General features: G+C 55.9%; 21 protein-coding genes. 13 read left to right on the forward strand and 8 right to left on the reverse strand.

Features of this window, described 5'->3' with window-relative positions; translation table 11 throughout:
• Positions 1-22: 22 nt before the first annotated feature.
• Genes RTM06_RS07825 through RTM06_RS07835 form a run of 3 tightly spaced genes read right to left on the reverse strand, consistent with a single transcriptional unit; the run spans position 23 to position 3,816 of the window.
• Positions 23-1,273, reverse strand: coding sequence for a c-type cytochrome (locus RTM06_RS07825; protein ID WP_008104225.1), 1,251 nt, complete (start codon positions 1,271-1,273; stop codon positions 23-25).
• Between the two features lie 4 nt (positions 1,274-1,277).
• Positions 1,278-3,047: a GMC family oxidoreductase gene (locus tag RTM06_RS07830; RefSeq protein ID WP_008104227.1), complete on the reverse strand. Its 1,770-nt coding sequence runs from the start codon at positions 3,045-3,047 to the stop codon at positions 1,278-1,280.
• 37 nt (positions 3,048-3,084) lie between these two features.
• Positions 3,085-3,816 (reverse strand): gluconate 2-dehydrogenase subunit 3 family protein, encoded by a 732-nt coding sequence (locus RTM06_RS07835; protein WP_256698309.1) that lies wholly within the window; start codon positions 3,814-3,816, stop codon positions 3,085-3,087.
• Positions 3,817-4,348: 532 nt separating this feature from the next.
• On the opposite strand from RTM06_RS07835, the gene RTM06_RS07840 reads away from it, so the two are divergent.
• The 3 genes from RTM06_RS07840 (at position 4,349) to RTM06_RS07850 (ending at position 8,951) form a co-directional block, all read left to right on the forward strand.
• Entirely contained in the window at positions 4,349-5,917 is a 1,569-nt protein-coding gene (locus RTM06_RS07840) for an ABC transporter substrate-binding protein (protein ID WP_312181194.1), read from the forward strand.
• Between the two features lie 173 nt (positions 5,918-6,090).
• Entirely contained in the window at positions 6,091-7,593 is a 1,503-nt protein-coding gene (locus tag RTM06_RS07845) for a helicase HerA-like C-terminal domain-containing protein (RefSeq protein ID WP_179451911.1), read from the forward strand.
• Between the two features lie 80 nt (positions 7,594-7,673).
• A complete protein-coding gene (locus RTM06_RS07850; protein WP_312181197.1) occupies positions 7,674-8,951 on the forward strand; it encodes a DUF445 domain-containing protein in 1,278 nt (425 codons plus the stop codon).
• Positions 8,952-9,026: 75 nt separating this feature from the next.
• Here the strand turns inward: RTM06_RS07850 and lptG are convergent, their stop codons facing one another.
• Both lptG and lptF read right to left on the reverse strand, forming a co-directional pair.
• Complete coding sequence (gene lptG, locus RTM06_RS07855; RefSeq protein WP_008104239.1) at positions 9,027-10,103, reverse strand: LPS export ABC transporter permease LptG; 1,077 nt, start codon at positions 10,101-10,103, stop codon at positions 9,027-9,029.
• Positions 10,103-11,203, reverse strand: a complete 1,101-nt coding sequence (gene lptF / locus RTM06_RS07860; RefSeq protein WP_256698305.1) for an LPS export ABC transporter permease LptF — start codon at positions 11,201-11,203, stop codon at positions 10,103-10,105. The genes lptG and lptF overlap by 1 nt, the downstream gene beginning before the upstream one ends.
• 269 nt (positions 11,204-11,472) lie before the next feature.
• On the opposite strand from lptF, the gene pepA reads away from it, so the two are divergent.
• The 4 genes from pepA (at position 11,473) to RTM06_RS07880 (ending at position 17,049) form a co-directional block, all read left to right on the forward strand.
• Positions 11,473-12,984 carry a leucyl aminopeptidase gene (gene pepA, locus RTM06_RS07865; RefSeq protein WP_256698304.1) on the forward strand — a complete coding sequence of 504 codons (1,512 nt, stop codon included), beginning with the start codon at positions 11,473-11,475 and terminating at the stop codon, positions 12,982-12,984.
• Positions 12,985-13,159: 175 nt separating this feature from the next.
• Positions 13,160-13,621, forward strand: a complete 462-nt coding sequence (locus RTM06_RS07870; RefSeq protein ID WP_008104246.1) for a DNA polymerase III subunit chi — start codon at positions 13,160-13,162, stop codon at positions 13,619-13,621.
• Between the two features lie 2 nt (positions 13,622-13,623).
• Positions 13,624-16,479: a valine--tRNA ligase gene (locus tag RTM06_RS07875; protein WP_154154416.1), complete on the forward strand. Its 2,856-nt coding sequence runs from the start codon at positions 13,624-13,626 to the stop codon at positions 16,477-16,479.
• A gap of 66 nt (positions 16,480-16,545) precedes the next feature.
• Positions 16,546-17,049: a GNAT family N-acetyltransferase gene (locus RTM06_RS07880; protein WP_312181236.1), complete on the forward strand. Its 504-nt coding sequence runs from the start codon at positions 16,546-16,548 to the stop codon at positions 17,047-17,049.
• Positions 17,050-17,211: 162 nt separating this feature from the next.
• Here RTM06_RS07880 and miaE read toward each other — a convergent pair whose 3' ends face one another.
• Positions 17,212-17,973 (reverse strand): tRNA isopentenyl-2-thiomethyl-A-37 hydroxylase MiaE, encoded by a 762-nt coding sequence (gene miaE, locus RTM06_RS07885; RefSeq protein ID WP_312181202.1) that lies wholly within the window; start codon positions 17,971-17,973, stop codon positions 17,212-17,214.
• 59 nt (positions 17,974-18,032) lie between these two features.
• The gene (rraB, locus tag RTM06_RS07890; RefSeq protein WP_008104254.1) at positions 18,033-18,455 is read right to left on the reverse strand and encodes a ribonuclease E inhibitor RraB; all 423 of its coding nucleotides are present in this window, start codon (positions 18,453-18,455) and stop codon (positions 18,033-18,035) included.
• Between the two features lie 162 nt (positions 18,456-18,617).
• Between rraB and argF the strand changes: the two genes are divergently transcribed.
• The 4 genes from argF to ridA all read left to right on the forward strand — a co-directional run bounded on the left by argF (position 18,618) and on the right by ridA (position 21,745).
• Positions 18,618-19,625 (forward strand): ornithine carbamoyltransferase, encoded by a 1,008-nt coding sequence (gene argF / locus RTM06_RS07895; protein ID WP_312181204.1) that lies wholly within the window; start codon positions 18,618-18,620, stop codon positions 19,623-19,625.
• 243 nt (positions 19,626-19,868) lie between these two features.
• On the forward strand, positions 19,869-20,804 hold the full coding sequence (gene pyrB, locus RTM06_RS07900) for an aspartate carbamoyltransferase (RefSeq protein ID WP_008104258.1): 936 nt from the start codon (positions 19,869-19,871) through the stop codon (positions 20,802-20,804).
• Positions 20,805-20,815: 11 nt separating this feature from the next.
• Complete coding sequence (gene pyrI, locus RTM06_RS07905) at positions 20,816-21,280, forward strand: aspartate carbamoyltransferase regulatory subunit (protein WP_007886734.1); 465 nt, start codon at positions 20,816-20,818, stop codon at positions 21,278-21,280.
• 78 nt (positions 21,281-21,358) lie between these two features.
• Positions 21,359-21,745: a 2-iminobutanoate/2-iminopropanoate deaminase gene (ridA, locus tag RTM06_RS07910; RefSeq protein WP_061718232.1), complete on the forward strand. Its 387-nt coding sequence runs from the start codon at positions 21,359-21,361 to the stop codon at positions 21,743-21,745.
• 152 nt (positions 21,746-21,897) lie between these two features.
• Here the strand turns inward: ridA and RTM06_RS07915 are convergent, their stop codons facing one another.
• Positions 21,898-24,282 carry a family 20 glycosylhydrolase gene (locus RTM06_RS07915; protein ID WP_312181207.1) on the reverse strand — a complete coding sequence of 795 codons (2,385 nt, stop codon included), beginning with the start codon at positions 24,280-24,282 and terminating at the stop codon, positions 21,898-21,900.
• Between the two features lie 268 nt (positions 24,283-24,550).
• Here RTM06_RS07915 and nrdD point away from each other — a divergent pair, with 268 nt between their 5' ends.
• On the forward strand, positions 24,551-26,689 hold the full coding sequence (nrdD, locus tag RTM06_RS07920; protein ID WP_312181209.1) for an anaerobic ribonucleoside-triphosphate reductase: 2,139 nt from the start codon (positions 24,551-24,553) through the stop codon (positions 26,687-26,689).
• A partial coding sequence (locus RTM06_RS07925; protein ID WP_312181238.1) for a 4Fe-4S cluster-binding domain-containing protein occupies positions 26,686-26,859 on the forward strand: 174 nt, incomplete at its 3' end. The genes nrdD and RTM06_RS07925, both read left to right, overlap by 4 nt.

Consider the following 26,859-nt stretch of genomic DNA (forward strand, 5'->3'; position numbering starts at 1 on the left):
CATGAATGGCGACCTTACGGTTTTATTTCAATGTTTTACGTACTTCTGCTACCTGATCTTTCGTCACCGCTGGCGCATTGTTGCTCCAGCCCTGACGAATAAAGGTCGCCAGTTTGGCCACTTGATCATCATCCAGACGCTTAGCAAAACCGGGCATCGCCAGCGTTGATGGCGCCTTCTCAGTCGATGGCTGCTGCGCACCGGCCAGAATGGTGTGGATCAAACCGCTTGGATCCTTGGCATTGACGATCGTCGCCTGATCCAGCTCCGGGAAGATCCCCGGCGCGCCTTTGCCGGTGACAAAGTGGCAAGCGCCGCAGTTGTCGATATACAGACGTTCGCCTTCCGACAAACCTTTCGCGGCAGTCAGTTTCGCTTCCGTCGCCTGCTGTTTCTTCACGTCGTATGCCTGCAACGCCGGGTTGCCGCCAATGAACTTCAGATAGGAGGCAATCGCTTTCAGGTCAGCATCGGTCATGTGCGAGCTCGAATGCTCAATTACCGACTTCATCTCTCCGCCCACCGCTGCTTTGTCGTTACGACCGGTTTGCAGATAATCAACGATCTCCTGCTCGCTCCAGCGCGGCAAACCACGCAGTGACGGCACATCCCAGTTATTCAGGCTGCCACCAGCAAGGAACTGATCGTCGCCGCTATCCAGCGCTTTCTCGTTCATACCGAGGCCGCGTGGCGTATGGCAGCTGCCGCAGTGACCGAGGCTTTCCACGATGTACGCACCGCGATTAACCTCTTCTGACGCGCCACCAATCGGCTGGAATGGCTTGTCAGAGGTGAACGCCCAGTTCCAGAAGCGCATGCCCCAACGCTGGCTGAACGGGAAGCTGAGATCGGTTTCCGGCGGCTGCTCGCTGCTCGGCTTCACGCCTTTCATGAAGTAGACGTACAGCGCGTGCATATCGGCATCGGAGATTTTGGCGTAATCCGGATACGGCATCGCCGGATAGAGGCGCGACCCGTTCGGCAACACGCCTTTGCGCACCGCGTCCGAGAACTGCTGCTCGCTGTAGTTGCCAATGCCGTGCTCTTTGTCCGGCGTGATGTTGGTGGAGTAAATGGTGCCGAGATTCGACTCAATCGCCAAACCACCGGCGTAATCCCCTTTACCAGAAACCGTATGGCACGCCATACAGTCACCGAGACGCGACAGGTATTCACCCTGCTTGATCAATTGAGCTTCATCTTCCGCGTGTGCCTGCACTGCAAAGCTGCCCAGCAGCACGGCGTTGGCGATTAACAATGATTTTAATTTCATGCGCTTATGCCTGTACCAGTGGACCGGGATTTTTCAGATAATGTTCTTTGATCGCTTGTGCCGCCATCAAGGTGATCGCGCCGATGGTATCGGTCGGGTTCGCCTGGAAGTTTTGCGGGAAGGCGTTGCCGCCCGGCACAAACACGTTATGAACATCCCAGCTCTGCAGGTACTTGTTCAATGCAGAGGTTTTCGGGTTATCGCCCATCACCGCGCCGCCCACGTTGTGGGTCGAAACGTATTTGGTGAGGTCAAAATCCGCGCCCATCGGCAGGAAGCTCATGCTCATGCTGTCTGGGTTCAGCTCTTTAGCGATGTTGCCGACGATGCCTTTCAGATGCTGTTGCAGCTTCAGTTCGTTCTCTTTCCAGTTGAACGTCATACGCAGCAACGGCTGACCGCGATGGTCGGTGTAGTTTGGATCCAGATCCAGATAGATATCGCGGTACGACTGGCACGTGGTGGTGATGCTGATCTTCATGGAATGGTTGTACCACTCCTCCAGACCTTCCTTGTAACCCATACCCCAGCTCGGTGTGCCTTTCGGCAACGCAGCGGCCATTGGCGTACCGGTGGCCTGCGAACTGTGGATCTTGGCGCCGCCCAGAAAGCCGAGGCCCGGACCGTCGAAGTTGCCTGGCGAGATGTCATTGAACATCTGGCCGGTGGCGCCTGCGGTGGCGTAAGAGTTGAAGTTTTTGTCTTTGAAGAACAGGGTTGCGCCGCCGTTCGACAGGAACGCGTAGTTACGCCCTACCACACCTTCTTCGGTGATTGGGTTATACGGCTTGCCGATACCGGACAGCAGCATCAGGCGCACGTTGTAGAGCTGGAAGCTGGAGAGCACCACGATCTTCGCTGGCTGGAACACTTCGTTGCCGTCCACATCGTAGTAAATCACGCCTTTGGCAGTTTTCTGGTCGTCGTGCAGCACCACTTTCACCACTTCGGCGTGTACTTCATAAGAGAAGTTCGGCATGCGCTTCAGCGCATCCATCACCGCAGTTTGGGGTGAGGCTTTTGAGTAATTAAGGCACGGATATTTGGAGCAGTAGCCGCAGTAGTTGCACGGCGCGATCTGGTTGCCGTACGGGTTTTTCCACGCGCGCGATACGCAGGCAGAAGGGTTCGGGAACGGATGATAGCCGAGCTTGGTGGCCGCCTCTTTGAACATCACGTTGTTCAGCGTGTCTTCCAGTGCAGGCAACGGATAAGGTTCAGAGCGTGGGCCTTCAAACGGATCGCCGCCCGGCAGAATCTGGCCGCGCAGGTTGCCGGTATTACCCGATTGACCGCAGATCAGCTCAAACTTGTAGTAATACGGCTCGATCTCTTCCCAGGTGAACGGGAAGTCCATCACGCGCATATCTTCCTGCAGGATACCCGGCTTGTAGGCCTCATCGACGTAGGTTTTCAGCTTGATATCGGTTGGGGTGGGACGAATCAGCACCGCCGTCCAGTGCATGCCCGCGCCGCCGACGCCGGTACCCGGCGCAAACGCGCCCCATTTACGGGTGGGCAACGCCGTCTGGCTGCTGTTGTAACGCACGGTAACCGCCACTTCTTTCGGGGTGGCGAACACTTTGTTACGCACGTTGTAGGCGTATTCATCAGCCGGTTTCGGGTAAGCGAAATCCGGGTAATCACGCTCGCCGCCGCGCTCTAATGCGCGTACTTCGAGTCCCGCCATCGCCAGTTCGATGCTCATCAACGAGCCGGCCCAACCGAGGCCGCAAACGACGACGTCGACTTCTTTCTTTGTAATCTGTGCCATGTTAATCCTGTCTCACATACCAAAAACGGGGGTGTGCTTACGCGCTTTCACCCAAGAGGCTGACCGGTCCCAGCGGGTACGGCACGTTGTGCTGCTTCACCCATTCGGTAAAGCTGGCGCGTGCGCCCGGGAAGCCGATGGCAATCCAGGCTTTCATGCCTTTGTTGCCGCCGTACATCGGGTCAGCGAGGTAGCCGTGTTTGGTATCTGAGAGCAGCTGGCTGAAGAACTGCGAGGCTTTCAGGTTCTCTTCGCCCAGCGCGGCGAAGTCGATACCGTCGTTTTTGTTCACTTTGGTGAGGACCGCATCTTTCTCTTCCAGTGACAGCGCATGGAACGGTTTCTGGAAGTTGCTTTGCGTCCATTGATTCACCAGCTTGATACCGGTTTGGTACATCTGCTGTGGCGTGAACGGGATTTGATAACCCATGGTGGCAGGCGCATGCACGTTGAAAGGACCTTGCATGTAGATCTCTGCCCCAAACTCCGGGCTGTGTAACTGCTGATCGATAAAGATCGGTACGTTGGTTTCCAGTGCACCTGGCGCTTTACCTTTGCCGCCGGCGGGAATCAGACGATCGGCTGCGGCCAGAATAAATTGCCACTCATCGGCACTGAAAAAGATCGGTTTATAGTCGGCGAGCTCAGGTGCTGCCATTTCCGCAGCTTGCGCCGCAGTCAATCCCTTAAATACCAGGTCACTTAATGGCAAAGCCAGAAGCGACCCAAGTAAAAACTTACGTCTGGTGGTCGGTTTATTTAGAAGCATGGCGCGACGACTCTCACTTGCTAAGAAAGATAATTATTTTTGTTAATGGCTTTATAAATCGGTAAATAACCTGGCAATCTTAGGGATATAGGTATTTCTGAATGTAAAAATTCAATTGGGGATGTGTTTTGATGAAATTCAATCATCATGTTGAATTTAGGTTAAGGCTTGGTAAAAGGCTTTCGAGGCGAAAAACACGGTTTTAACCGTACATTTGATGGGATATTGGCACTAATCAGTGGGCATTTGACCAGGTATTATCGCGCGAAGAAATAATCGCACAAATGAATCAATGAAAAAAAATCATACTTCCATACCAGAGAATTATTCTCATTTATAACATCCTATTTACTTTATTGACCAGCAGATGAACGATCTATTTCGCGAAAATGACAAGTCGCGCATAAAATAAACGCAATAATACCTCAAGGTAATCAATTGTTATTTTCCGGCACAGCTCAGAACAAACCGGCATTTTGCCAACGCGACGGCAGAGATAGAGTGAATTTATCTATCACTCAGGACAATAATAATGCGCTCACTGATTTTACTCGTCGCTTTATGGGGCAGCAGCTTTGCACTGCACGCCGCCACACCGAAAGATACCCTTGTCGTCGCCGTCCCGCTCGACGGCATTATTAGCTTCGACCCCGCTGAAAGCTTCGAAACCGTCAGTAACAGCGTGCAGCGCAACATCTACCAAACGTTAGTGGAGGCGGATCGTAATAATCCACAGAAACTGGCTCCGCTGCTGGCCACCCACTGGCAACAAGGCAGCACGCCGCACAGCTTAGTGTTCAACATCCAACCCGACGCACACTTCTCCAGCGGCAATCCGGTGACGGCGCAGGATGTGATCTTCTCACTGACGCGCGCGGTGCAGCTGAACAAAGCGCCCTCTTTCATCCTCGCCGAATTTGGCTGGACCCATGAAAACATCGCCAGCCAGTTTAAGGTGCTGAATGACCATCAGCTTGAGATTCAGTGGCCAGCGCAGATTGGTCAAAACCTGGCGCTGCGTCTGCTGACCGCGCCGGTGGCCTCGGTAGTAGATAGCAAAACCGTGCAGCAACACGTCGCCAATAACGATCTCGGCAACGGCTGGCTGCATACCCATTCCGCCGGCAGCGGCGTCTTTATCCTTCAGCAATATGTACCGCAGCAGGCGCTGGTGCTGAGCGCCAACCCACAAGCGAATCCGCAGCCGAAGCTGAAACGCATTCTGCTGAAAGGCGTGGCGGATGCCGGTGCGCGTCGTTTGCTGATTCAGCAAGGCGATGTCGATGTGGCGTACCAGCTCGGCCCGGACCAGATTGATGCGCTGAAGAGTGACAAGAACCTTCGCATTGAAGCCTTCCCATCTAGCCTGGTTTACTACCTCGGTTTCAATACCCAAGACAAAGCGCAACCGGCATTAGGCAATCCGGCGCTGTGGCAAGCCGCGCGCTGGCTGGTGGATTACCATTCCATCTCGAAGGATTTGCTGAAAGGTCAGTACCGCATTCATCAGAGCTTCCTGCCGCAGGGCTTTGACGGCGCGCTGGACGATCAGCCGTTCCACTACGATGTGGCGAAAGCCAAGGCGATTTTAGCCAAAGGCGGCATAAAGCCAGGGACGAAGTTTGCGCTGACGGTGATCAATCAGCCGCCCTACATTGACGTGGCGCAGGCGCTGCAGGCCAGCTTTGCCAAAGCGGATGTGCAGATTGAGCTGCAGCCGGTGGCGGAATCGGAGCTGTGGAGCAAAATGCGCGGTCGCGATTTCCAGTCGATCTTCATTTACTGGGGCGCGGATTATGTCGATCCAAACACCAACGCCAGCGCCTTTGCGTATAACGTGCCGGGCGGTTCCAAAACCCTGGCGTGGCGCGTCGGCTGGGATATTCCGGATCTGAGCGTGAAAACCCGCGCTGCAGCCGGTGAAAGCGATGCCGCTAAGCGCCGCGCGCTCTATACCGAGTTGCAGAAAACCGTGCAACAGAACTCACCGTTCGTGGTGACGCTGCAAGGCGCACAGCAGGTGGCGGTGCGGAATAACGTGAATCATGTGCAGCAAGGGATTGGCGTGAGTTTGCTGTTTTTTGATACGGTGCAGAAGTAGTTTTAGATCGTGCTCGTATTCCCCCTCCTCGGTCCTCCCCCATGAATGGGGGAAGGCCGGGATGGGGGACAGCAGGCACATAATTACGCCTTTTTCGGCACAATCCTCCTCTCTCCTCTCACGCCGCTTGCTATCCTTTCAGGCATAACCTATTGCCTGAGAGCGAAAAAATCATGACCACTCCGTTACTGATTGCCCAAACGCCTGACGTTCAACTGCATCTTCTCTCCAACATGGCCAACCGCCACGGTTTAATTACCGGCGCTACCGGCACCGGCAAAACCGTCACGCTGCAAAAGCTGGCGGAATCCTTCTCCGATATCGGCGTGCCGGTGTTTATGGCCGATGTGAAAGGCGATCTCACTGGCATTTCCGCTGCGGGTGAAGGTTCGGAGAAGCTGCTGGCGCGTCTGGCAAAGATTGGCGTTACCGACTGGCAGGCGCAGAAAAATCCGGTGATGGTGTGGGATATTTTTGGTCAGCAAGGCCATCCGGTGCGCGCCACGGTATCCGATCTCGGCCCGCTGCTGCTGGCGCGTCTGCTCAACCTCAATGAGGTGCAATCGGGCGTACTGCAAATCATCTTCCGCATCGCCGACGATCAGGGCTTGTTGCTGCTGGATTTCAAAGATCTGCGCGCCATGACGCAGTACATCGGCGACAACGCTAAGGCCTTCCAGACGCAATACGGCAATATCAACAGCGCGTCCGTTGGGGCGATTCAGCGCGGATTGCTGGCGCTGGAGCAGCAAGGTGCCGAGCACTTCTTTGGCGAGCCGATGCTGGATATCCGCGACTGGATGCGCTGCGACAGCAACGGCAAAGGCTTTATCAACATCCTCTCGGCGGAAAAGCTCTATCAAATGCCGAAACTTTACGCCACCAGCCTGCTGTGGCTGCTGGCCGAGCTGTATGAGCACTTGCCCGAAGCTGGCGATCTCGATAAGCCGAAAATGGTGTTCTTCTTCGACGAAGCGCATCTGTTGTTTACCGATGCGCCGCCGGTGCTGCTGGAGAAAGTGGAACAGGTGATTCGCCTGATCCGCTCCAAAGGCGTTGGCGTCTATTTCGTTACGCAAAATCCCGCCGATATTCCCGACAACGTGCTGGGCCAGCTCGGCAACCGCGTGCAGCACGCGCTGCGCGCCTTTACGCCGAAAGATCAGAAAGCGGTAAAAAGCGCTGCCGAAACCATGCGCGCCAATCCGGCGTTTGATACCGTCGAGGCGATTCAGGCGCTCGGCACTGGCGAAGCACTGATCTCCTTCCTCGATGAAAAAGGCAGTCCATCGATGGTGCAGCGAGCGATGGTGATTGCGCCCGGCTCGCGCATGGGGCCGGTAAGCCAGGATGAACGTAACGGCCTGATTAACAACTCGCCGCTGTACGGTAAATACGACACGGAAGTGGATCGTGAATCGGCATTCGAAATGCTGCAAAAAGGCGTGCAGGCCACCACGCAGCAAGCCAATGCACCGGAAGCCAAAGGCAACAATGTTGCCGTCGATGATGGCATCCTCGGCGGCCTGAAGGACATCTTGTTCGGCAGCACCGGCCCGCGCGGCGGCAAGCGTGACGGCGTGGTGCAGAGCGTGGCAAAAAGTGCCGCGCGCCAGGTCACCAATCAGATCATTCGTGGTGTACTTGGCAGCCTTCTTGGCGGACGTCGTCGCTAATACCCGTCATACTTCAAGCCGCAGGTGCGTTGGCTGCATGTCTTCCTGCAACTCGAATTATTTAGGGTATTTAAGGAGCTATGGATAAATTTCAACAACTCAAGCGCAGCAAACGTCTGGCGCTGTCGCTGCTGCTGATAGCGGCAGCGACTTTTGTGGTAACGCTGTTTTTGCCCCCCAACTTTTGGGTACTCGGGCTGAAGGCGATTGCCGAAGCGGCGATGGTCGGTGCATTAGCCGACTGGTTCGCGGTGGTGGCGCTGTTCCGCCGCGTGCCGGTGCCGTTTATCTCGCGTCATACGGCGATTATTCCGCGCAACAAAGATCGCATTGGCGAGAATCTGGGTCGCTTCGTGCAGGAGAAATTCCTTGATACCGATTCGCTGCTGGCGCTGATTCGCCGCCACGATCCCTCGCAGATGCTGGCGCAGTGGCTGAACACGCCGGGCAACGCCGATCGCATTGGCCGCCATCTATTGCAGGTGATGCGGGGTTTTCTCGATCTCACCGATGATCAACGCATTCAGCGTTTTCTGCGCCGTGCAGTGCATCGCGCGCTGGATAAGGTCGATCTCACCCAATCCAGCGCGCTGCTGCTGGATAGCCTGACGAAAAATAATCGCCATCAGGAGCTGCTGGATGCGGCGGTACAACAGCTGCTGCGCCTGCTGCACAAGCCCGGTACACGCGAGTTTATCGCCGCGCAGATTGTGCGCTGGCTGAAGCGCGAGCATCCGATCAAAGCCAAAATGCTGCCGACCGAATGGCTGGGCGAGCACAGCGCCGATTTGGTGGCGAATGCGGTGGATTCGATACTCGATCAGGTGGCGCTCGACCAGGGACATGAGTTACGTCTCGGCTTTGACCGCGCGGTGCAGCGCCTGATTGAACGGTTGAAAAGCGATCCTGAGATGGCGGAACGCGCCGAAACCATCAAGAGCTGGCTGAAGGAAGATGAGTCGTTCAATCGCTACATTGGCGAGCTGTGGCAGGATTTACGTGGCTGGCTGAAAGACGATCTGAACAGCGAAGATTCGCGGGTGCAGGAGCGCGTCCGGCTGGCGGCACTGTGGCTGGGTGAAACCCTTTCGGCCGATGAAGCGCTGCGCGCTTCTATGAATCAGCATCTCGAAGACGCTGCACGTAGCGTGGCGCCGGAGTTTGCTGCCTTCCTGACGCGCCATATTAGCGATACGGTGAAAAGCTGGGACGCGCGCGATATGTCGCAGCAAATTGAGCTGAATATTGGCCGCGACCTGCAGTTTATCCGCATTAATGGCACGCTGGTTGGCGGGACGATTGGGCTGATTTTGTATTTGTTGTCGCAGGTGCCGGGGTGGATCGAGCAGTTGCATTAAAAAGGTCGCCATAAATGGCGACCCTACGGAGTGTATGTGTGTTGTAGGGTCGCCATTTATGGCGACCGCTCAACATTACCGGCGTTTCATCAGCAGGAACAAGCTGATGGCGAAGAACGCGCCGCTTGGCAAAATCGCACCCAGAATCGGCGGCAAACCGTAGACCAGACTCAGCGGACCAAAGATCTGGTCCAGCACGTAGAACAGGAAGCCAAAACTGATCCCCGTCACCACGCGCACGCCCATTGATACGCTACGCAGCGGACCAAAGATAAACGACAGCGCCATCAACATCATCACCGCCACTGACAGCGGCTGGAAGATTTTGCTCCACATATTCAGCTGGTAGCGCCCTGAAACCTGGCCGCTCTGCTTGAGGTATTTGCTGTAGTTATACAGGCCGGTGATCGACAGCGCGTCCGGATCCAGCGCCACCACGCCGAGCTTATCGGGCGTCAGGTTGGTTTTCCATTCGCCGCTCAGGGTTTGCGAGCCGGTAATCTGTTTCGCGTCTTGCAGATCCGATTCATCGACCTGCGACAGCGCCCACAGCTTTTTATCCGCATTCCAGGTGGCACTCGCCGCATAGCGAACACTCAGTAAACGACGCTGATCGCTGAACTTGTAGATGCTGACGCCATCAATTTCGTTATCACCTTTGATGCGCTCGATGTAGATGAAGTCGTTGCCATCCTTCGCCCACAGACCGTTTTGCGTCGAGACCAGCGAGCCGCCGTAAAGCTGCTGTGCACGGTAGTTACGCGCCATCTGTTCGCCCTGCGGCGCAACAAATTCGCCCACCGCCATGGTTAACAGCACCAGCGGAATCGCCGTTTTCATCACCGCCAGCGCCACCTGCATGCGGGTGAAGCCCGATGCCTGCATCACCACCAGTTCGCTACGCTGCGCCAGCGTGCCCAAACCGAGCAATGCGCCCAGCAGCGCCGCCATCGGGAAGAAGATTTCAATATCCTTCGGTACGCTGAGCAGCGTGTAGTAACCGGCGTCCAGCGCGGTATAGGCGCCCTGCCCGGTTTTACGCAGCTGATCGACGAACTTGATAATGCCCGACAGCGACACCAGCATGAACAGCGTCAGCATGATGGTGTTGAAGATGGTTTTGCCAATATAGCGGTCAAGAACCTTAAACATCAGACCGATCCTCCACGGCTAAAGCGCGCACGGATGCGACGCATCGGCACGGTATCCCACAGGTTCAGCAGCACCGCCAGCGCCAGATAGGAGAAGTTCACCACCCACATCCAGATGGCCGGATCGAAGCGGCCTTTCGCGGCGTTGGAGCGCAGAGAACTCTGCAGCAAGAAGAAGATCAGGTACAGCAGCATGGCCGGCAGCATCGACAGCACACGGCCCTGACGCGGGTTAACCACACTGAGCGGCACCACCATCAGCGCCATAATCAGCACCGCGAACACCAGCGTTAAGCGCCAATGTAACTCCGCCTGGAACTGCGGGGTTTTGGTCTGGAACAGCGTGCTGATATCCGCCTGATCGGCATCGTTCGGATCGAGCGTGGCCTCTTTGTAGCCTATAACCGCCTGATAGTTGACGAAGTCGGTAATGCGGAAGTCACGCAGCAAGGCGGTGCCTTCAAAACGCGTGCCTTTGTCCAGCGTTACCACTTGCGAGCCATCTCTTTTCTGCTCCATGTGGCCGCTATCAGCCAGCACCACCGATGGACGCGCATTGCCTTTCGGACGCAACTGCGCCAGGAATACGTTACCGAAATGGTTGCCCTTCACATTTTCAACAAACAGTACCGCATTGCCGTCGCTGGAGGTCTGGAACTGTCCAGCCGCCAGCGCCGCCGCGCCTGGGTTGGCTTTGGCGTTTTGCGTCACTTCCTGCTGATAACGTGAGGACCATGGCCCTAACCAAATGACGTTGACCGCCGCCACAATTGATGTGAACAGCATCAGGATCATCGCGGCTTTGATCAGCACACTTTTCCCCAAGCCGCAGGCATGCATCACCGTGATTTCACTTTCGGTGTACAGCCGCCCAAGGGTCATTAAAATCGCCAGAAACAGGCTTAGGGGCAGGATAAGTTGTGCCATTTCAGGCACGCCAAGTCCTAACAATGTCAGAACTAAGTTTGTTGGAATTTCGCCATCCACCGCAGCTCCCAAAATCCGCACTAACTTCTGGCAAAAGAAGATAAGTAGCAGGATGAAGAGGATAGCCAGCTGGCTTTTGAGCGTTTCCCGAACCAGATATCTAATGATGATCACGCTTAGTACGCCTGTGATAACTTGTCTTTTTGCAGGAAAATCGCTAGTTTCAACGCTTATCAGCCATTTTTCTTCATCAATGGCCGTCATCGTAGCTAAAATAGTATGACGAACGCGTTAGCGTGGTGAAAAAACAACATACTTGTCACCACCACTCATTATGACTACCGGCGTTGAATTGTCATGGCGTCGTAACGAATTAATGAGTTACGAGCGCGCTACATTCTAACGACAGCTTAGGCCGTTGTCTTTAAGATTCAGGAGAGTGCATGGAGTTCAGTGTAAAAAGCGGTAGCCCGGAAAAACAGCGTAGCGCCTGCATTGTTGTTGGCGTTTTCGAACCGCGCCGTTTGTCACCCATTGCTGAGCAGCTGGATAAAATCAGCGATGGCTACATCAGCGCCCTGCTGCGCCGCGGTGAACTGGAAGGAAAAGTGGGCCAAACGCTGCTGCTGCACCATGTGCCAAATATCCTCTCCGAACGCATCCTGCTGATCGGCTGCGGTAAAGAGCGCGAGCTGGATGAGCGCCAGTACAAGCAGGTGATTCAAAAGACAATCAATACCTTGAATGATACCGGCTCGATGGAAGCCGTGTGCTTCCTGACTGAACTGCACGTGAAAGGCCGCAATACCTACTGGAAAGTGCGTCAGGCGGTCGAAACCTCGAAAGAAGCGCTCTATAACTTTGATCAGCTGAAAAGCAACAAAGTCGAGCCGCGCCGTCCGCTGCGTAAGCTGGTGTTCAACGTGCCGACCCGCCGTGAACTCACCAGCGGCGAACGTGCTATTCAGCACGGTTTGGCTGTGGCTGCCGGTGTGAAAGCCGCAAAAGACCTCAGCAATATGCCGCCAAATATTTGTAACGCCGCGTATCTGGCGTCGCAGGCGCGTCAGCTGGCGGATGCGTACAGCAAAAATGTAACAACCCGCGTCATCGGCGAACAGCAGATGAAAGAACTGGGGATGAACGCCTATCTGGCGGTCGGCGCCGGTTCCCACAATGAATCGCTGATGTCGGTGATTGAGTACAAAGGCAACAACGATCCGGAAGCACGTCCAATTGTGCTGGTCGGCAAAGGCTTAACCTTCGATTCCGGCGGTATCTCGATCAAACCCGCCGACGCGATGGATGAGATGAAGTACGACATGTGCGGCGCGGCGTCGGTGTACGGCGTAATGCGCATGGTGGCAGAACTGAATCTGCCGCTGAACGTGGTGGGCGTGCTGGTGGGCTGTGAAAACATGCCAGATGGCAAATCAATGCGTCCGGGTGACGTGTTAACCACTATGTCAGGCCAAACCGTTGAAGTGCTAAATACCGATGCCGAAGGCCGTCTGGTGCTGTGCGATGCGCTGACCTACGTTGAACGCTTCGAGCCAGAAGTGGTGATTGACGTCGCCACGCTGACCGGCGCCTGCGTGATTGCGCTGGGACATCATGTCAGCGGTTTGATGTCGAACCACAATCCGCTGGCGCATGAGCTGATCAGCGCATCTGAGCAGTCTGGCGACCGCGCCTGGCGTCTGCCGATGGCGGATGAGTATCAGGAGCAGCTGGAATCCAATTTTGCTGATATGGCGAACATTGGCGGCCGTCCTGGCGGTGCAATTACGGCGGCCTGCTTCCTCGCGCGCTTTGCACGTAAGTTTAACTGGGCGCACCTGGATATCGCCGGTACCGCATGGCGTTCCGGTAAAGCCAAAGGCGCAACCGGTCGTCCAGTACCGCTGCTGTCGCAGTTCCTGCTGAATCGCGCAGGGTTGAACGGCGACGATTGATTTGGTGATGGTTGTCCCCCATCCCGGCCTTCCCCCACAAGTGGGGGGAAGGAGACGCTGCTACATGCGAATTCACAACTAACATAGGGCAGCATCTTCCTCCCCCACTTGTGGGGGAGGACCGAGGTGGGGGACAGCAAGCACCAAGCACCCCCCTTCTCATCCAAAGGATCCCATGAAAAACGCCACTTTCTATGTGATGGAGTCTGAGAGCGCCAGCGACGGCCTAACCGCCATCGAAGCATTGGTATGCTCTCTTGCCGAAACACGCTGGCGTGACGGCAAACGCATCCTGATTGCCTGCGAAAACGAAGAACAAGCCAATCGGCTGGATGAAGCGCTCTGGCAGCTCCCGGCCAACGCCTTTGTGCCGCACAACCTGGCCGGTGAAGGCCCGCGCTACGGCGCACCGGTTGAGCTGGCCTGGCCACAGCGTCGCGGCAGTTCACCGCGCGATCTGCTGATCAGCCTTCTGCCACAGTTCGCAGATTTTGCTACTGGTTTCCATGAAGTGATAGACTTCGTTCCTTATGAAGAATCCCTAAAACAACTGGCGCGCGATCGCTATAAAGCCTATCGCAGCGTTGGTTTCCAATTGAATACGGCGACGCCACCCTCGCCGCAAACGACAGTGTAGAAATGGAAAAGACATATAACCCGCAAGATATCGAGCAGCCGCTCTACGAGCACTGGGAACAGCAGGGCTACTTTAAACCGAATGGCGATACCAGCCAGGAAAGCTTTTGCATCATGATCCCGCCGCCGAATGTCACCGGCAGCTTGCATATGGGTCACGCTTTCCAGCAGACCATCATGGATACCATGATTCGCTACCAGCGCATGCAGGGTAAAAATACCTTGTGGCAGGCCGGTACCGATCACGCCGGTATCGCCACGCAGATGGTGGTAGAACGTAAAATCGCCGCTGAAGAGGGCAAAACGCGCCAGGATTACGGCCGCGATGCGTTCATCGACAAAATCTGGCAGTGGAAAGCGGAATCTGGCGGCACCATTACGCGCCAGATGCGTCGTCTCGGCAACTCGGTTGACTGGGAGCGCGAGCGCTTCACCATGGATGAAGGTCTGTCCAACGCAGTGCGCGAAGTGTTTGTGCGCCTGTACAAAGAGAACCTGATTTACCGTGGCAAGCGCCTGGTGAACTGGGATCCAAAACTGCGTACCGCCATCTCCGATTTGGAAGTGGAAAACCGCGAGAGCAAAGGCTCGATGTGGCACATCCGCTATCCGCTGGCTGACGGCGTGAAAACCGCGGAAGGCAAAGATTATCTGGTGGTGGCGACCACGCGTCCGGAAACCCTGCTGGGCGATACCGGCGTCGCGGTTAACCCGGAAGATCCACGCTATAAAGATCTGATCGGCAAAGAGCTGATCCTGCCGCTGGTGAATCGTCGTATTCCGATCGTTGGCGACGAACACGCTGACATGGAAAAAGGCACCGGCTGCGTTAAGATCACCCCAGCGCATGACTTCAACGACTACGAAGTGGGTCGTCGTCATAAGCTGCCGATGATCAACATTCTGACCTTTGATGGCGACATCCGCGAGCGCGCGGAAGTGTTCGACACCAATGGCGAAGTCAGCGACGAGTGCGCCGACGACATCCCGGCACAGTTCCAGAAGATGGAGCGTTTCGCCGCGCGTAAAGCGATTGTTGCTGCCGTTGATGAGATCGGCCTGCTGGAAGAGATCAAACCGCACGACCTGACCGTGCCTTACGGCGATCGCGGCGGCGTGGTGATCGAGCCAATGCTGACCGACCAATGGTATGTGCGCACCGCACCGCTGGCGAAAGTCGCCGTTGAAGCGGTAGAAAACGGCGACATCCAGTTTGTGCCGAAGCAGTACGAAAATATGTACTTCTCATGGATGCGCGACATTCAGGATTGGTGTATTTCACGTCAGCTGTGGTGGGGACATCGCATCCCAGCATGGTACGACAACGACGGCAACGTCTACGTTGGCCGCACCGAAGATGAAGTGCGTCAGGAAAACAATCTGGCCGCCGACGTGGCGCTGCGCCAGGACGACGACGTGCTGGACACCTGGTTCTCGTCCGGTCTGTGGACCTTCTCGACGCTGGGCTGGCCAGAGAACACCGAAGCGCTGCGTACCTTCCATCCAACCAGCGTGTTGGTGAGCGGCTTCGACATCATCTTCTTCTGGATTGCGCGCATGATCATGCTGACCATGCACTTCATCAAAGATGAAAACGGCAAGCCACAAGTGCCGTTCAAAACCGTCTACATGACCGGTTTGATCCGTGATGAAGAAGGCCAGAAGATGTCCAAGTCGAAAGGCAACGTCATCGATCCGCTGGATATGATTGACGGCATTTCGCTGGAAGATCTGTTGGAGAAACGTACCGGCAACATGATGCAGCCGCAGCTGGCTGAGAAAATCCGCAAACGTACCGAGAAGCAATTCCCGGACGGCATCGTGCCTTCAGGTACCGATGCGCTGCGCTTTACCCTCGCCGCGCTGGCGTCTACCGGTCGTGATATCAACTGGGATATGAAGCGCCTCGAAGGTTACCGCAACTTCTGTAACAAGCTGTGGAACGCCAGCCGCTTCGTGCTGATGAATACCGAAGAGCAGGATTGCGGCCAAAACGGCGGCGAAATGAAGCTGTCGCTGGCGGATCGCTGGATCCTGAGCGAATTCAACCGCAGCGTGAAAGCTTATCGCGAAGCGCTGGATAGCTATCGCTTTGATATCGCGGCCAACATTCTGTACGACTTCACCTGGAACCAGTTCTGTGACTGGTATCTGGAGCTGACCAAGCCGGTGATGACCAGCGGTAGCGAAGCGGAACTGCGCGGTACGCGTAATACGCTGGTTACCGTGCTGGAAGCGCTGCTGCGTCTGGCGCATCCAATCATTCCTTACATCACCGAAACCATCTGGCAGCGTGTGAAAGGCCTGAAAAACATCGACCACGATACCATCATGCTGCAGCCGTTCCCGCAGTATGAAGCGGCGAAAGAGGATGCCGAGGCGCAGGCCGATATCGAGTGGATGAAGCAGGCGATCGTTGCGGTGCGTAACATCCGTGCTGAGATGAACATTGCACCAAGCAAGCCGCTCGACGTGTTGCTGCGTGACTGCTCTGCCGCCGCTCAGCGTCGCGTAGAAGAGAACCGCACCTTCCTGTCGCGTCTGGCGCGTCTGGAAAGCCTAACCATTCTGCCTGCAGGCGAGAAAGGCCCGGTTTCGGTCACCAAGATTGTTGAAGGCGCTGAGTTGCTGATCCCGATGGCGGATCTGGTCAACAAAGAAGCCGAGCTGGAGCGTCTGGCGAAAGAGCTGGTGAAACTTGATGTCGAAATCGAGAAGATCCAGACCAAGCTGGCCAATGAAGGCTTCGTGTCACGTGCGCCGGAAGCGGTTGTCGCGAAAGAGCGTGAGCGCGTGGCTGAGCTTGAGCAATCAAAAGCAAAACTGTTTGAACAGCAGGGCGTGATTGCGGCATTGTAAGCGCTTCAGTCCAACTGCTTAATCGAAGCCGGGCACTGCCCGGCTTTTTTATACCGGAAGATAATGATGACCACCGACGCCTCCATCAATTTAAAGGTGCGCCCCATTACCGCTGCCGATAACGCGCTGATCGCACAGGTGATCCGTGATGTGTCAGCAGAATTTGGCCTGACGGCGGACAAAGGCTACACCGTGTCCGATCCCCATCTCGATCGCCTGTTCGAACTCTACAGCGAAGCCAACAGCGCCTACTGGATTGTGGAACATGACGGTGTGGTGGTGGGCGGCGGCGGCGTTGCTCCGCTGGCCTGCAGCGCGCCGGATATCTGCGAGCTGCAGAAGATGTATTTCCTGCCGCAGGTGCGCGGCTTAGGGTTGGCGCGCGATTTGGCGCTGCGCGCCATGGAATTTGCCCGTCAACGGGGTTTTCAGCGCTGCTATCTGGAAACCACCGGCAGTTTGACGCGTGCGATTAAGTTGTATGAGTCATTGGGGTTTGAGCTGATTGATAGCGCGATGGGTTGTACCGGGCATGTGGATTGTGAAGTGCGGATGCTGAAGGTGTTGTGATTTGATTGCTGGCTGTGATGTGCTCGCTGCCCCCCATCCCGGCCTTCCCCCGCAAGCGGGGGAAGGAGATGCTGCCACATGCAGCTTCATCACTGGCATGTGGCAGCATCTTCCTCCCCCATTTATGGGGGAGGACCGAGGAGGGGGACAGCGCGCACAAACCTAAACCCCCGGCACCCCACTATGAAAGCGTAACTCGCCATCCGGCTCACTGATTAAGCGCGCTTCTGTTTCACCAAAAACCTGCACCCGCGGCGCAATGTCCTTCGACGAAATCTGCTGCGCCAGCTTCAGGTAATCCTGATAGTGACGCGCTTCTGAGCGCAGCAGCGAGATATAGAACTTCTCCAGCTGCTCATCCAGATACGGCGCCAGGCTGGCGAAACGCTCGCAGGAACGTGCTTCGATGTACGCCCCGCAAATCAGCTTATCCACCAGCGCTTCCGGCTCGTAAGTGCGAATTTCGCGAATCAACCCTTTGGCATAGCGGCTGGCGGTGATTTTGCGATACGGCAAACCGCGCGACTGCATGATTTCCCACACCTGATAGAAGTGATGCAGCTCCTCTTTCACCAGCAGCACCATCATCTCCACCAGATCATCAGCCCACGGCAGTTCGTTGCGCACGATAATGCTTTTGGTCAGATTCTTGTGGGCATTGATGAAGTTACTGTCCTGCTCGTCGCGGTAGATAAAATCTTCATACGGCTTGAGCCACGCCAGAATGGCATCACCACTCGGCTTATCCGCCACGTATTTACGGATGATAAACACCGCCGTTTGCGCGGCCTTTAATTCACAAACCATGTGATCGGTGAGCAACAACGTCAGATTTTCCGGCTTGCGCGCTTCATCAATCCACGCTTGTGGCGTGCGGCAATGCAGGAATTGATAGATTGGTTCTAATAGCGGAGCGTAATTCATGGGCAGTCTTTTGTCTTACGGGGAAACGTTTCAGGGCGGCGAGCGCCGCCCATTAATGCTTAGTGACGCACACCGTTGTCTTCTTCGTCGTCGATGAACTCGCCATCGTCGTCTTCATCTTCAGCATCAGGATCTTCAAAGTAGGTGCCCCAACCGTCGTAATCGACGTTGTAGCTGCCTGCCAGATTAACCAGTTGCTCAACCTGCGCATCAATCAACTCAGGCTTCAACGCGCCTTCGCTCAGGATATCCACACACATCACGGTGGTACCGTCTTCCAGCTCCAGCTCTTCTGGCTCGCTCACTTCGTAGCCCAGTTTGAAGGCATCAACCGCGACCTTCTCCAGCGAGTCGAAGTTGTTGCAGGAGAGATGATGCTCAATAGTGTAAAGCGCATCTGGATCGCTGCCGTCTTCCAGCAGCTCTTCAATGATCAGTCGCGTCTCTTCGCGCTGTTCTTCCAGCAATGCTTCATATGCCATGGGTGTGTCCTCAAATATTCGGCTGAATACCATTATTTTCCCACACTGCCTCGCGCGCCACTACACAAAACAACAAGTTTCTTAACGCTGGGGTTGAAAATGCATATTCATACGGTTAGATTGAATTTTAATTCATTTTAATGTGGGCACCCGGAGCGCTGTATGAGTCAGCTACATCAAAGACATTTCCTGAGATTGCTGGATTTCACCCCAGCCGAAATCGATTCTCTGCTGAGCCTGGCAGGTGAATTAAAACACGCAAAGAAAAATGCCAGCGAAACGCAATACCTGAAAGGCAAAAACATCGCGCTCATCTTCGAAAAAGACTCGACTCGTACCCGATGCTCTTTCGAAGTTGCCGCTTACGATCAGGGCGCTAACGTTACTTATCTCGGCCCAAGCGGCAGCCAAATCGGCCATAAAGAGTCGATGAAAGATACCGCGCGCGTGCTGGGACGCATGTATGACGGTATTCAATATCGCGGCTACGGTCAGGAACTGGTGGAAACATTAGCGGAATTTGCTGGCGTGCCGGTGTGGAACGGCCTGACGACTGAATTCCATCCCACGCAGCTGCTGGCCGATCTGCTGACGATGCAGGAACATCTGCCAGGCAAATCGCTGAATGCAATGACGCTGGTTTACGTCGGCGATGCGCGCAACAACATGGGTAACAGCATGCTGGAAGCCGCTGCGCTGGTCGGCCTGGATCTGCGTTTGGTGGCGCCAAAAGGCTGCTGGCCAGAAGCGGAACTGGTGGATCAATGCCGCGTGGCCGCGCAGCAAACCGGTGGCAAAATCACCCTGACCGAAGAGATCGCCGAAGGCGTGCAAGGTGCCGACTTCATCTACACGGATGTGTGGGTGTCGATGGGCGAAGCCAAATCGGTGTGGGAAGATCGCATCGCCCTGCTGCGTCCTTATCAGGTGAACAGCGCGATGCTGGCACTGACCGGCAACCCGCAGGTGAAGTTCCTGCACTGCTTGCCGGCCTTCCATGACGACAAAACCACGCTGGGCCGGCAAATGGCCGAGCAGTACGGTTTGCAGGATGGCATGGAAGTGAGTAATGAGGTGTTTGAATCGGCGCAAAGCATCGTGTTCGATCAGGCTGAAAACCGCATGCACACCATTAAAGCGGTGATGGTGGCGACACTCGGCAAGCTATGATTGGTCGCGCCGCAAACGTTTACCTCGCGCGCGATATTTGCTTGATGCAAATCAGTGAATGCGTATAATGCGGCCCAATTTGCCGGAGGAAACATGCAACAGCGCAGCGCACAATTTGACGCTCAACGACGCCTGACAGCGGGCGGCGCATCTGTTTCTTTCCGTCATCAATCGATCGTAAAAAAAGCCCCTTAAGCAGGGGCTTTTTTTTGTCCGCAATCCGGCAGCGCAGAGGAGAACGCTATGGCCAACCCGCTATATCGCAAGCACATTATTTCCATCAACGATCTCAACCGCGACGAGCTGGAGCTGGTGCTGCACACCGCCGCCCAGTTGAAAGCCAATCCCCAGCCGGAGTTGCTGAAACACAACGTGATCGCCAGCTGCTTCTTTGAGGCTTCAACGCGCACGCGCTTGTCGTTTGAAACCGCGATGCATCGTCTCGGCGCATCGGTGGTGGGCTTCGCCGATGGCAGCAATACCTCGCTCGGCAAGAAAGGCGAAACCCTCGCCGATACCATTTCGGTGATTGGTACTTACGTCGATGCCATCGTGATGCGTCATCCGCAGGAAGGCGCGGCGCGTCTGGCGACGGAATTCTCCGGCGGCATTCCGATTCTCAACGCCGGTGACGGTGCCAACCAGCATCCGACGCAAACGCTGCTCGATCTCTTCACCATCCGCGAAACGCAAAATCGCCTCGATAACCTGAATGTGGCGATGGTCGGCGATCTGAAATATGGCCGCACCGTGCATTCACTGACGCAGGCGCTGGCGAAGTTTGATGGCAACCGCTTCTTCTTTATCGCGCCGGATGCGCTGGCGATGCCGTCGTATATCACCGATATGCTGGATGAGCAGAACATTGCCTGGTCGCGCCACGACACCATCGAAGAAGTGATGCCCGAACTCGACATTCTGTATATGACGCGCGTGCAGAAAGAGCGCCTCGATCCGTCGGAATACGCCAACGTCAAAGCACAGTTCATCCTGCGCGCCGCCGATTTAGCCGGTGCGCGCGACAACATGAAAGTGCTGCATCCGCTGCCGCGTATCGACGAGATCACCACCGACGTGGATAGCACGCCGCACGCCTGGTATTTTCAGCAGGCTGGAAATGGCATCTTCGCTCGCCAGGCACTGCTGGCGCTGGTACTGAATCGCGAACTGGCACTGTAAGGAGCAAAGCGATGACACACGATAATAAATTGCAGGTTGAAGCGATTAAACGCGGCACGGTGATTGACCATATCCCGGCGCAGGTCGGCTTTAAGTTACTGTCGCTGTTTCGTCTGACCGAAACCGATCAGCGCATCACCATCGGCCTCAACTTGCCGTCGGGCGAGATGGGCCGCAAAGATCTGATCAAAATCGAAAACACTTTTCTGACCGACGATCAGATCAATCAGCTGGCGGTGTATGCGCCGCTCGCGACTGTGAACCGCATTGACGAATACGAAGTGGTCGCGAAGATCGCCCCCACCTTGCCGGATCGTATTGACCGCGTGCTGACCTGTCCGAACAGCAACTGCATCAGCCGCAACGAGCCGGTGTTCACCAGCTTTGCGGTGAAAAAGCGCGAAGATGATGTTCATCTGAAGTGCAAATACTGCGAGAAAGAGTTCGCGCGCCACGTGGTGCTCGGTCACTGGTAATCGCCTGCGTCGTCCCTATAATGGGACGATTCATTTCGCGGCGGACATCGGTCGGCCGCGCACTTTCAAGGAGAAACAATGTCTCGCGAAATCAGTACTTCAAACGCACCCGCAGCGATTGGCCCTTACGTGCAGGGCGTGGATCTCGGCAGTATGATCATCACGTCAGGCCAGATCCCGGTTGATCCCGCCACTGGCGCCGTTGCCGACGATGTTTCTGCGCAGGCACGTCAGTCACTGGAAAATGTGAAGGCGATTGTCGAGGCCGCAGGCCTGAAAGTAGGCGATATCGTGAAAACTACCGTGTTTGTGAAGGATCTGAATGACTTCGCCACGGTGAACGCAACTTACGAAGCGTTCTTCACCGAGCACAACGCCAGCTTCCCTGCGCGTTCTTGCGTGGAAGTGGCGCGTCTGCCGAAAGATGTGAAGATTGAGATCGAGGCGATTGCGGTTCGTCGTTGATTTGGTTGGTGCTGGCTGTCCCCCTCCTCGGTCCTCCCCCATAAATGGGGGAGGAAGATGCTGCAAAATGTCAGTGTTGAAGCTGCATGTGGCAGCATCTCCTTCCCCCGCAAGCGGGGGAAGGCCGGGATGGGGGACAGCCAGCACAATACCTATTTAAACGATCGCAACAACTTCTCCAGCGGCCGCACCAGCGCCAGCACCGTTTCATCCTGCACCTGCGCTGCGGCATCCAGTTGCGTATGCATCTGCACCACTTCGCCTGCGCCATACGCCTGATTACGCTCCAGCGCGTTGACCAAATCCAGCCCCATCCGACTCAGTTCCGCCACTTGCTGCACCTGCTGCTGTAGCGGCTTGAGCTGATAGCTACCCAGAATCAGTGGCATCACCGCATCGCTGTTGTTCTGCCAGCGCTGCAGTTGCTGACGAATAGCATGCGCCGCCGCATGATCGGCGCGATTGGCGATCACGCGATCAACCTGCTTATCCAGCAAACGCACCGCGTTGCTCTCGGCAGGTAGCACATCCGCCAAACGATTGAGCGGTTCAAAATAGTCGTAATGACCCGCCTGGAATTTCAGATGCTGACGCGTGTAGTACTGCGCCGGTTCCAGCACTTCAGCCAATATACGTAACGGCGTGATGTCGCTGCTGTTCGCCAGTCGCATCATCTGCACTTCAGCCTGCTGATGCTGCTGCAAACCGACAGAAATAGTGCCCCAGCGATCCACCGCGCTCAGGCGTTGATACATGTTATCGCTGTCGGTGACATCCTTCGCCGACCATAACCGCTCAGCCACCACAAAGGCGCGCGGCCACAGGCGTGTATCAATCACCCGGCTATTAACGTTCTCCGCCCACAGCGCTGCTTCACCGCCAATCAGGTTGTTTTGCAGCTGTTGCGGCGTCGGCAGCGATGGCGCAATACCAGTTGGCACTTGTGCCAGTTTGCTGCCTTCCGTGGGATAACGCACGTTGCCCACCAGCATATAACCGGTCAGCTTGTCTTGCGTCAGCGTCACCATCGGCTGGAACGGCCCCATCCACGTATCGACGCTGAAGGTCAGCTGCGTTGGCGACAGCCAGCGGATATCGCTGACCATGCGACGTGCTTTGCCGCTGAAATCGATAAAGCCGCGCCAGCCGTTTTTCCCCTCAATCAGCGTAAAGCTGCCTTTCAGCGCGCTGCCTTTCAGACGCGGCATGGTGAATTGCCAGCTCTGCGTCTGCTCACCGGCTTGCACCTGATCCGCACCGTTAAGCCCTTGCGGCCAGGGTTCATTGCGATAGTGATAGGCGGCGGTTTGCGGCTGATCGAGATAGAAACCGGTGGAGAGAATGCCACGGAAGTCGTTTTTCGCCACGGTGCCCAACGCATCCTGTCCTTGCCACGATTGAATCAGAATGCTTTTTGGCAGATCAGGATGGTAAACCTCATCCCAACCGATCATGCGGCGCTGATGCGCTTCGAGGATTTTCTCAACGCGCTGGTTAAACCAGGCTTGCAGCGCATGCGAATCTTTCAGGCCGTGGTCGCGCATAAATTGCTGAATGCGCGTGGAATCATTCCACTGAGTTGGATCGACCTCATCGCCGCCGATGTGAATGTAGGGATCGGGGAAGATCGCCGTGACTTCGCCCATTAAGGTGTCGATAAAGCGGAACACCGCGTCGTTGCTGGGATCGAGCAGCGGCTTAAACACGCCCCAGCCGCGTTCCATCTGATACGGGCCCGGCTCGCTCATCAGCTCCGGCATCGCCACCGCGATCGCCGAGGCATGACCAGGCAGATCGATTTCCGGTACCACGCGCACGCCGCGCTGCGTGGCATAGCGCACCACATCCCGCATCTGCTGCTGCGTATAGTACAAGCCGTCGCTGGCTTTCTCCTGCAGCTGCGGATAGTGGCTGGAGGCAAAACGCCAACCTTGATCGTCAGTTAAGTGCCAGTGAAACACATTCATACGCGCAGCGGCGATGCCGTCGATTTGCCGCTTCACGGTTTCAATCGGCAGGAAGTGGCGCGCCGAATCAATCAACACACCGCGCCACGGAAAGCGCGGTTTATCGTCAATGGTGACGTAGGGAATTTCGGTGCCTTTTTCCGTGTTTTCAATCAGCTGCAGCACGGTTTCCATGCCGCGCATCGCACCAAAGCGCGTGTTGGCTTTCAGTAATACGCCGTCGCTGTTAACCAGCAGATGATAACTTTCGTCGCTGTCCGGCTGCGGAATCGGATCAACCGCCTGCGCGATTTGCACCTGAATGCTGGGATGATCGCTGGATGCGCTGGCTGGCAGCAGCGGCCAGCCGGTTTGCCGCGCAATGCGCGCACGCCAGCGCGATTCAGCACCTTCCAGATGATCGCCCGAGATATGCAAGGTGAGCTGCGGCGTTAACGCATACGCCCCGCAGCCGCTTGGTTGCACCACGCTTTGTGGCCACGGCATCAGCGGTAAATCTCCGGCGGGCGCGGCGAAGGTGGAAAAAGTCATGGATAAACAACAGGCAAGCAAGGTTCTCTGCAATAGCATCTGGGCATCCTTGTAAATGAAACAGCGGACCAAAATGGGCAAAAGGCCCATTAAACCTGTTTCGCTTTGCAAAGCAAGTGGCCGTAAACTGAAATCAAGGCAGGTTAAAACTTTTGTAGTTTAGCCAGATTAACCATTGCGCGGCTTTCAATCTTGGTTGTGGCTTCCTTGCTGTAGGTCAAACCGCCTGCGATTAATTTGCGCGTAAACACCATATATAGCGATTACACTCCTTAAAATTATCTACATATAGTTTCATGGAGAAGAAATGGCGACGGTGGTGATTAAGCGTGACGGCTGCAGAGTGCCGTTTGATGCACAGCGGATCGAGGCAGCAGTAAGCGCGGCCGCGCGTGCGGCACAAATCAATGATACGGCATGGTGCGCGCAAGTGGCGGCGCAGGTTAGCCAGCAGCTGGCTGAACAGGCCGAAGTGGATATTCGTGATATTCAGTGCGCGGTGGAAGAGACGCTGATGAGCGGACGCTGGCCGCAGCTGGCACGCGCCTATATCGAATATCGCCATGACCGCGATTTAGCACGCGAGCAACGCGGTAAACTGCATCACGCCATTCGCGGTTTAGTGGAGCAAACCAACGCCGCGCTGCTCAACGAAAACGCCAATAAAGACAGCAAAGTGATCCCCACCCAGCGCGACCTGCTGGCCGGCATCGTCGCTAAACATTACGCTCAGCAGCAACTGTTGCCACGCGATGTGGTGCTGGCGCATGAGCGCGGCGACATCCACTATCACGATCTCGACTATTCCCCGTTCTTCCCGATGTTTAACTGCATGCTGATCGATCTGCACGGCATGCTGACCCACGGTTTCAAGATGGGTAATGCCGAGATCGAGCCGCCCAAATCGATCGCCACCGCCACGGCGGTGACCGCGCAGATCATCGCGCAGGTCGCCAGCCACATTTATGGCGGCACCACCATCAACCGCATTGATGAAGTACTGGCGCCGTTCGTCACGCTCAGCCTGGAGAAACACCGCGCGGTGGCGCAACAGTGGCAAATTCCCGATGCCGAAGCCTATGCGCGCGTGCGGACCGAGAAAGAGTGCTACGACGCGTTTCAGTCGCTGGAGTATGAAGTGAACACGCTGCACACCGCCAATGGCCAGACGCCGTTTGTCACCTTTGGCTTTGGCCTCGGCACCGACTGGGCGGCGCGCCTGATTCAGCAATCCATTCTGCGCAACCGCATTGCCGGACTGGGTAAAAATCATAAAACGGCGGTGTTCCCGAAACTGGTGTTTGCTATCCGTGAAGGCGTGAATCGTCGGCCTGGCGAAGTTAACTACGATATCAAACAGCTGGCGCTGGAGTGCGCCAGCAAACGCATGTATCCGGATATCCTTAACTACGAAAAAGTGGTGGAAGTGACCGGCTCGTTTAAAACGCCGATGGGCTGCCGCAGTTTCCTTGGCGTCTACGAGGAGAACGGCGAGCAGATTCACGAAGGCCGCAACAATATCGGCGTCATCAGCCTCAATCTGCCGCGTATCGCGCTGCAAGCCAAAGGCGATGAAGCGCAGTTCTGGCGCTTGCTGGATGAACGTCTGGCGCTGGCGAAACGGGCCTTAATGACGCGTATCGCCCGGCTGGAAAAAACCAAAGCGCGCGTGGCGCCGATTCTGTATATGGAAGGTGCCTGTGGCGTGCGGCTAAAAGCGGATGACGAAGTGGGCACCATTTTCCGCAACGGCCGCGCCTCGATTTCCCTTGGCTATATCGGCCTGCATGAGACGCTGAATGCGCTGAGCGGCAACGAATTACATCCGTATGACGCCGAATACCTGCGGGCAAAAGGCGTGACGATTGTCACCCATCTGCGTAACGCGGTGGATGCCTGGAAAGCGGAAACCGGCTACGGCTTCAGCTTGTACAGCACGCCGAGCGAGAATTTGTGCGACCGCTTCTGTCGCCTCGATGCCGCCGAATTTGGCGTGGTGGCAGGCGTGACCGACAAAGGGTATTACACCAACAGCTTCCATCTCGACGTGGAGAAGAAGGTCAATCCTTACGACAAGATCGACTTTGAAGCGCCCTATCCCGCCATCGCTAACGGCGGATTCATCTGTTACGGCGAATATCCCAACATACAGCACAACCTCAAAGCGCTCGAAGACGTCTGGGATTACAGCTATCACCGCGTGCCCTATTACGGCACCAACACGCCGATTGATGAGTGCTACGAATGCGGCTTTAGCGGCGAGTTCAGTTGCACCAGCAAAGGGTTCACCTGCCCATGCTGCGGTAATCACGATCCAGCGCGCGTGTCGGTGACGCGCCGCGTGTGCGGCTATCTCGGCAGCCCGGATGCGCGTCCGTTTAACGCCGGTAAACAGGAAGAAGTGCAGCGGCGCGTTAAACATCTGGAGACAGGAAAACTGGGATGATGCGCATCCACGGCTATTATCCGGTCGATATCGTTAACGGGCCCGGCACGCGCTGCACGCTGTTTGTCGCGGGCTGCGAACATCAGTGTCGCGGCTGCTACAACCAAAGCACGTGGCGCCTGGATTCCGGCGTACCTTTTACGCTGGAGATGGAAGAGCAGTTGATCGCC

This window comes from Pantoea sp. CTOTU46764 (genome assembly GCF_031974595.1).
GTDB classification, from domain to species: Bacteria; Pseudomonadota; Gammaproteobacteria; order Enterobacterales; family Enterobacteriaceae; genus Pantoea; species Pantoea trifolii.

Bases quoted from the DNA above. Each gene is read 5' to 3' on its own strand.
- pepA (WP_256698304.1), top strand. From the start codon at position 11,473: ATGGAGTTCAGTGTAAAAAGCGGTAGCCCGGAAAAACAGCGTAGCGCC.
- lptG (WP_008104239.1), bottom strand. From the start codon at position 10,103: ATGTTTAAGGTTCTTGACCGCTATATTGGCAAAACCATCTTCAACACC.
- rraB (WP_008104254.1), bottom strand. From the start codon at position 18,455: ATGGCATATGAAGCATTGCTGGAAGAACAGCGCGAAGAGACGCGACTG.
- nrdD (WP_312181209.1), top strand. From the start codon at position 24,551: ATGGCGACGGTGGTGATTAAGCGTGACGGCTGCAGAGTGCCGTTTGAT.
- RTM06_RS07825 (WP_008104225.1), bottom strand. From the start codon at position 1,273: ATGAAATTAAAATCATTGTTAATCGCCAACGCCGTGCTGCTGGGCAGC.
- RTM06_RS07850 (WP_312181197.1), top strand. From the start codon at position 7,674: ATGGATAAATTTCAACAACTCAAGCGCAGCAAACGTCTGGCGCTGTCG.
- RTM06_RS07830 (WP_008104227.1), bottom strand. From the start codon at position 3,047: ATGGCACAGATTACAAAGAAAGAAGTCGACGTCGTCGTTTGCGGCCTC.
- RTM06_RS07875 (WP_154154416.1), top strand. From the start codon at position 13,624: ATGGAAAAGACATATAACCCGCAAGATATCGAGCAGCCGCTCTACGAG.
- miaE (WP_312181202.1), bottom strand. From the start codon at position 17,973: ATGAATTACGCTCCGCTATTAGAACCAATCTATCAATTCCTGCATTGC.
- RTM06_RS07840 (WP_312181194.1), top strand. From the start codon at position 4,349: ATGCGCTCACTGATTTTACTCGTCGCTTTATGGGGCAGCAGCTTTGCA.
- pyrI (WP_007886734.1), top strand. From the start codon at position 20,816: ATGACACACGATAATAAATTGCAGGTTGAAGCGATTAAACGCGGCACG.
- RTM06_RS07880 (WP_312181236.1), top strand. From the start codon at position 16,546: ATGACCACCGACGCCTCCATCAATTTAAAGGTGCGCCCCATTACCGCT.
- argF (WP_312181204.1), top strand. From the start codon at position 18,618: ATGAGTCAGCTACATCAAAGACATTTCCTGAGATTGCTGGATTTCACC.
- ridA (WP_061718232.1), top strand. From the start codon at position 21,359: ATGTCTCGCGAAATCAGTACTTCAAACGCACCCGCAGCGATTGGCCCT.
- RTM06_RS07835 (WP_256698309.1), bottom strand. From the start codon at position 3,816: ATGCTTCTAAATAAACCGACCACCAGACGTAAGTTTTTACTTGGGTCG.
- RTM06_RS07845 (WP_179451911.1), top strand. From the start codon at position 6,091: ATGACCACTCCGTTACTGATTGCCCAAACGCCTGACGTTCAACTGCAT.
- RTM06_RS07870 (WP_008104246.1), top strand. From the start codon at position 13,160: ATGAAAAACGCCACTTTCTATGTGATGGAGTCTGAGAGCGCCAGCGAC.
- pyrB (WP_008104258.1), top strand. From the start codon at position 19,869: ATGGCCAACCCGCTATATCGCAAGCACATTATTTCCATCAACGATCTC.
- RTM06_RS07915 (WP_312181207.1), bottom strand. From the start codon at position 24,282: ATGCTATTGCAGAGAACCTTGCTTGCCTGTTGTTTATCCATGACTTTT.